This window comes from Streptomyces sp. MBT53 (assembly GCF_016654115.1).
In the GTDB taxonomy this organism is placed as follows: Bacteria; Actinomycetota; Actinomycetes; order Streptomycetales; family Streptomycetaceae; genus Streptomyces.
Genome location: NZ_JAEQAZ010000361.1, coordinates 1 through 5,116 on the forward strand (window position 1 = coordinate 1; position 5,116 = coordinate 5,116).

General features: G+C 70.0%; 7 protein-coding genes. 6 read left to right on the forward strand and 1 reads right to left on the reverse strand.

All coding sequences use genetic code 11. The features are described 5' to 3' along the window. The first annotated feature begins 4 nt into the window (after positions 1 to 4). The 4 genes from JHN45_RS50815 to JHN45_RS50830 all read left to right on the forward strand — a co-directional run bounded on the left by JHN45_RS50815 (position 5) and on the right by JHN45_RS50830 (position 3,092). Positions 5 to 808, forward strand: coding sequence for a hypothetical protein (locus JHN45_RS50815; RefSeq protein ID WP_201056266.1), 804 nt, complete (start codon positions 5 to 7; stop codon positions 806 to 808). 218 nt (positions 809 to 1,026) lie between these two features. Beyond that, a complete protein-coding gene (locus tag JHN45_RS50820; protein WP_019073751.1) occupies positions 1,027 to 1,602 on the forward strand; it encodes an FABP family protein in 576 nt (191 codons plus the stop codon). 10 nt (positions 1,603 to 1,612) lie between these two features. Next, a complete protein-coding gene (locus tag JHN45_RS50825) occupies positions 1,613 to 2,116 on the forward strand; it encodes a Fur family transcriptional regulator (protein ID WP_200717133.1) in 504 nt (167 codons plus the stop codon). A 10-nt stretch (positions 2,117 to 2,126) separates the two neighbouring features. After that, positions 2,127 to 3,092: a folate-binding protein YgfZ gene (locus tag JHN45_RS50830; protein ID WP_200717134.1), complete on the forward strand. Its 966-nt coding sequence runs from the start codon at positions 2,127 to 2,129 to the stop codon at positions 3,090 to 3,092. Positions 3,093 to 3,096: 4 nt separating this feature from the next. Here JHN45_RS50830 and dtd read toward each other — a convergent pair whose 3' ends face one another. Beyond that, the gene (dtd, locus tag JHN45_RS50835; RefSeq protein ID WP_201056262.1) at positions 3,097 to 3,522 is read right to left on the reverse strand and encodes a D-aminoacyl-tRNA deacylase; all 426 of its coding nucleotides are present in this window, start codon (positions 3,520 to 3,522) and stop codon (positions 3,097 to 3,099) included. 160 nt (positions 3,523 to 3,682) lie between these two features. Here dtd and JHN45_RS50840 point away from each other — a divergent pair, with 160 nt between their 5' ends. Together JHN45_RS50840 and JHN45_RS50845 are read left to right on the forward strand one after the other, a co-directional pair. Next, on the forward strand, positions 3,683 to 4,285 hold the full coding sequence (locus tag JHN45_RS50840) for an aerial mycelium formation protein (RefSeq protein ID WP_201056264.1): 603 nt from the start codon (positions 3,683 to 3,685) through the stop codon (positions 4,283 to 4,285). A gap of 18 nt (positions 4,286 to 4,303) precedes the next feature. After that, a partial coding sequence (locus JHN45_RS50845; protein WP_201056265.1) for an asparaginase occupies positions 4,304 to 5,116 on the forward strand: 813 nt, incomplete at its 3' end.

Sequence of the window (5,116 nt, forward strand, 5' to 3'; positions counted from 1 at the left end):
CTTCATCTGCGCCACGCCGTACGCCGTCCCGCCCCCGGTCGGCAAGGACCGTCGGGTTCTGCGGGCCGTTCTGCGGTGGGCTGCCGCTGTTGTCGTGTTCGCGGTGGCCGGGGGCGGGACGGCGTACGGCGTGGCGCAGATGAAGCGGTCCGACGTGCCGGGGCTCGCCACCGCTTCCGACGGGCGCTGGGAGTACCCGGAGATCACCCGGCCACCTCTGCCCTCGGGCAGCCCGGGGCCGTTCGCCGGGGGCAACAGGGCGAACGCCCACTTCGCGGACCTGCGCGCGCTGGTGCTGCCGGCGCCGAAGGGAGCCGAGGCCGACGCGTCGCTGCGCGGTACGGACGGCTGGCTGCCGGCGAAGAGCTTCCTCGCGCAGTACGCCGACGCGGACGACCGCAAGGAGCTGGGGCAGAAGCTCACCGACGACGGGCTGCGGCACATCGCCGCGCGCGGCTGGACCACTCCGGACGGCACGCACACCCGGATCTACCTGCTCCAGTTCGACTCGGCGGTCGTCGCGGACGAACTGTTCTCGACCGACCTCACCTCCTTCGACACCCCGGTCTACGCCCTGGACGGTGCCCCGGACACCGTCTACGACGGCGCGGTCAACCAGGGGACCCTCGCCGACAACGTCTCGGCGTCGGCGTACACCGAGGAAAAACCGTCCGGCGCCGAGGACGTACGTCAGGCGTACCTCAAGGCCGGCGACACCCTCGCGCTGGTCGTGCAGTCCCGCAAGGGCGCCGCGAAGAAGGTCCCGTTCCTGCAGACGGTCGCCCTGCAGAGCCAGCTGCTCGGCTGACACCCGCCCGAGCCGTACCTCGCAGCGAGCACCGGGCCCCGGCCGTCTAAGCTGGGGCCCGGCCCTGATTACGCGCACCGCTCAAGGAGCACCCGTGGAGATCTTCTTCGAAACCCTGCTGGTCCTGGTCTGCGTCGGCGTCCTCGCCTTCGCCGGGCTGACCGTGAAGAAGCTGTACCAGGGCCAGCGCTGACACCCACCGAGGAACTGCTGACGTCATGATCGAGATCCCCTCCGACCTCCACAAGGACCTGGTCCCCCTCGTCTTCCTGCTCGGCGAGTGGGCCGGCGCGGGTGTGCACGACTTCCCGGGCTCCGAGAAGTGCAACTTCGGCCAGGAGGTCTCCTTCACGCACGACGGCCGCGACTTCCTGGAGTACCGCTCCCACACCTGGGTCCTGGACAACGACGGCAACAAGGTCCGCCCCCTGGAGACCGAGTCCGGCTTCTGGCGCATCGACGCGGACCGCAAGGTCGAGGTCACGATGACCCGCGACGACGGCGTGGTCGAGATCTGGTACGGCGAGCTCGCCAAGCAGAAGCCCCAGATCGACCTCGTCACGGACGCCGTCGCCCGCACCGCCGCCTCCGGCCCCTACACCGGCGGCAAGCGCCTCTACGGCTACGTCAAGAGCGACCTCATGTGGGTCGGCGAGAAGCAGACCCCCGAGGTCGAACTCCGCCCCTACATGTCCGCCCACCTGAAGAAGGTCGTCACCCCCGAGGACGTCGAGAGGTGGGCCAAGGCCCTTCCCGACGACATGCCGGACGACGGGATCGCATTCTTCAAGTAGGCCTAGACTCGTGGGTGTGGTGAGCACCCAAGGCACGGACCAAGGCACTGACCAAGGCACGGACTGGAAGAGTGATCTGCGGCAGCGCGGTTACCGGCTGACCCCGCAGCGGCAGCTTGTGCTCGAAGCCGTGGACACCCTTGAGCACGCGACCCCCGACGACATCCTCATCGAGGTGAGGAAGACGGCGTCGGGGGTCAACATCTCGACCGTGTACCGGACCCTGGAGCTGCTCGAAGAGCTTCAGCTGGTCAGCCACGCCCACCTCGGGCACGGTGCGCCGACGTACCACCTCGCCGACCGCCACCACCACATACACCTCGTCTGCCGCGACTGCACGAACGTCATCGAGGCCGATGTCGAGGTCGCCGCCGAGTTCCGGGCCAAGCTGCGGGACACCTTCGGCTTCGAGACCGACATGAAGCACTTCGCGATCTTCGGGCGGTGCAAGGACTGCGCGGCCAGGAAAGCGACCGGCACGACTTCGGCCGAGTCTTCAATTACCGAGTCGTAGGCTTACCCGTATGAAGAGCCCCCTGCTGTCCCTGCCCGGCGCCGTCTCCGCCGAAGGAGTGGACGAAGGCGTCGCCGCCCACTACGGCGACCTGTTCCGCGAGCAGCGCGCCCTCGCCGACGGCACCGGTTTCGTGGACCTCTCGCACCGCGGTGTGGTCGCCGTCACCGGCGACGACCGGCTGAGCTGGCTGCACCTCCTGCTCACCCAGCACGTCACCGACCTCCCCGTGGGCGTCGCCACCGAGGCGCTGATCCTCTCCGCGCACGGCCACATCGAGCACGCCCTGTATCTCGTCGACGACGGCACCACGGTGTGGATGCACACCGAACCCGACACCCAGGACGCGCTGATCGCCTACCTGGAGTCGATGAAGTTCTTCTACCGCGTCGAAGTCGCCGACCGGACAGGGGAGTTCGCGGTCGTCCACCTCCCCGCCGGGTCCATCGCCCCGGTGCCCGACGGCGTCGTCGTACGCGAGACCGCGTACGGCCGTGATCTCTTCCTCCCGCGCGCCGACCTGGAGTCGTACGCGGAGAAGGCGGGCCCGGCGGCCGGGCTCCTCGCCTACGAGGCGCTGCGTGTCGAACACCACCGCCCCCGCCTCGGTTTCGAGACCGACCACCGCACCATCCCGCACGAACTGGGCTGGATCGGCACGGCGGTTCACCTTCAGAAGGGCTGCTACCGGGGCCAGGAGACGGTCGCGCGCGTGCAGAACCTCGGCAAGCCCCCGCGCCGCCTCGTCTTCCTCCACCTCGACGGCAGCGAGGTCCATCTCCCGGGCCACGGCACGGAGTTGAGGCTCGCGGAGGAGGGAGAGGACGGCCGGAAGATCGGCTTCATCACGACGTCCGTACGGCACCACGAACTCGGCCCGATCGCCCTGGCCCTGGTGAAGCGGAACGTGCCCCTGGACGCGCCCCTGCTCGCCGACTCGACGGCCGCGGCCCAGGAAGTCGTCGTGGAACCCTAGAACCCTAGAGGTCGACCACGACCGTGAACGGGCCGTCGTTCGTCAGCGCTACGCGCATCTGCGCGCCGAAGCGGCCCGTCGCCACCGTGGCGCCCAGGGCGCGGAGTTGGGCCACGACCTCGTCGACGAGCGGTTCGGCGACATCGCCGGGGGCGGCGGCGTTCCAGGTGGGCCGACGCCCCTTGCGGGCGTCGCCGTAGAGCGTGAACTGGCTGATGACGAGCAGAGGCGCATCAATGTCACTGCACGACTTCTCGTCGTGCAGCATGCGGATCGACCAGAGTTTGCGGGCCAGTTGGGCCGCCTTCTCCTTGGTGTCCTCGTGGGTGACCCCGACGAGGACACACAGCCCCTCGCCCTCGATCGCCCCGACCGTCTCGCCGTCCACGACGACACTCGCGCCGTCCACCCGCTGCACCACTGCTCGCATGGGTCCCATGATGCCGTGCGGGTGGGAAGTGGCTGCGGCGGGCCTATTTTTGTTCCTTAACCCCCCATCTGGGGCCGTTCGGGGGCACTCGGTCACATAGCGGCCACTTGGGGTGGCACGATGCTGTCACCACGCCGGTCGAGGGGACGGGTAGAGGCACATGAGCACACCGAGTACCGGGCAGTCCCCCGGGACTGTCTCGCTGATCCGTACGGGAGGAACGGCCACGCGCCGTCCGCCCGTGCAGCGCGTCGACAGCCCGCTGCTGCCCGCCGAACCGGCCGCACCCGACCTGACCGCACTGCGCCTCACGGAACTGCGCGCCCTGCGCCGCGACGCCCAGCGCGACGAGGCCGACCTGAGCTACGTACGACGGCTCCTCCAGGGCCGTATCGACATCCTGCGCGCCGAACTGGCCCGCCGCTCCCCGGCGGGCGCGGCCTCCGTCGTCGACCGCCTCTCGGAGATCCTGACCGACGCGCCCGCACGCCACCGTTCCTCGGCCCGGCACGTCACGCTCGGCACCCCGCACAGCGAGGAGTACCGGCTGCTCGCCGCCGAGATGCTCGCCGAGGTCGAACTCTCCGACCTGGAGGCCCGCACCGACCTCGAACTGACCACCGCGATGGGCCGCCTCGTACGGTACGAACAGCAGGTGTCCCGCCGCCGTCAGGTCCTCCAACACACGGCCGACGGCTGCAGCGCGGAGATCGCCCGCAGGTACCGTGAGGGCGAGGCGCAGGTCGACGACCTGCTCGTGTGACTCGTGTGAGGGGTGCGCATGACGGCCGAGGTTCCCTTCATCGCACCCCCGGTGCTCGCCGAGGTGGTCCGCTCCGGCTTCGTCGAGAGCCGCCACCGGGGCAGCCTGGTGATACTGGCGCAGGACGGCTCGGTGGAACTCTCCCTGGGTGACCCGCGCACCCCCGTCTTCCCCCGCTCCTCCAACAAGCCCCTGCAGGCGGCCGGAGTCCTCCACGCGGGCCTCGACCTCAACGGCGAACGCCTCGCCCTCGCCGCCGCGAGCCACTCCGGCGAACTCTTCCACCGAGATCTCGTACGCCAGCTCCTCGCCGAACACGGCCTGGACGCAAGCCAGTTGCAGTGCCCACCGGACCTCCCCCTCGACCCCGTCGAGCAGGAGACGTACCTCGCCTCGGGCGCCGTACGCGACCGGATCACCATGAACTGCTCCGGCAAACACACCGCGATGCTGGCGGCGAGCGCGCTGCGCGGCTGGCCGTTGGAGTCGTACCTCGACCCGGACCACCCGCTCCAAAAACTTATCCACAGGGTTGTGGAAGAAGCGGCGGGCGAGCCGGTCGCCGCCGTCGGGACGGACGGTTGCGGCGCCCCGCTGATGGCGATCAGCCTCACCGGCCTGGCCCGCGCGTTCCGCTCCTTCGTCCTGGCCGACCCGGGTTCCCCGGAACGCCGAGTCGCCGACGCGATGCGCGCCCACCCCGAGTACGTGGCCGGCACCCGCCGCCCCGACACCCTCCTGATGCGCGCGGTACCCGGCCTCCTGTCGAAGATGGGCGCGGAGGCGGTACAGGCGGTAGCCCTCCCGGACGGCCGGGTACCGCGCGCATCA

Excerpts from the sequence above, each read along its gene's own strand:
- dtd (WP_201056262.1), bottom strand. The coding sequence starts at position 3,522 with ATGCGAGCAGTGGTGCAGCGGGTGGACGGCGCGAGTGTCGTCGTGGAC.
- JHN45_RS50830 (WP_200717134.1), top strand. The coding sequence starts at position 2,127 with ATGAAGAGCCCCCTGCTGTCCCTGCCCGGCGCCGTCTCCGCCGAAGGA.
- JHN45_RS50840 (WP_201056264.1), top strand. The coding sequence starts at position 3,683 with ATGAGCACACCGAGTACCGGGCAGTCCCCCGGGACTGTCTCGCTGATC.
- JHN45_RS50820 (WP_019073751.1), top strand. The coding sequence starts at position 1,027 with ATGATCGAGATCCCCTCCGACCTCCACAAGGACCTGGTCCCCCTCGTC.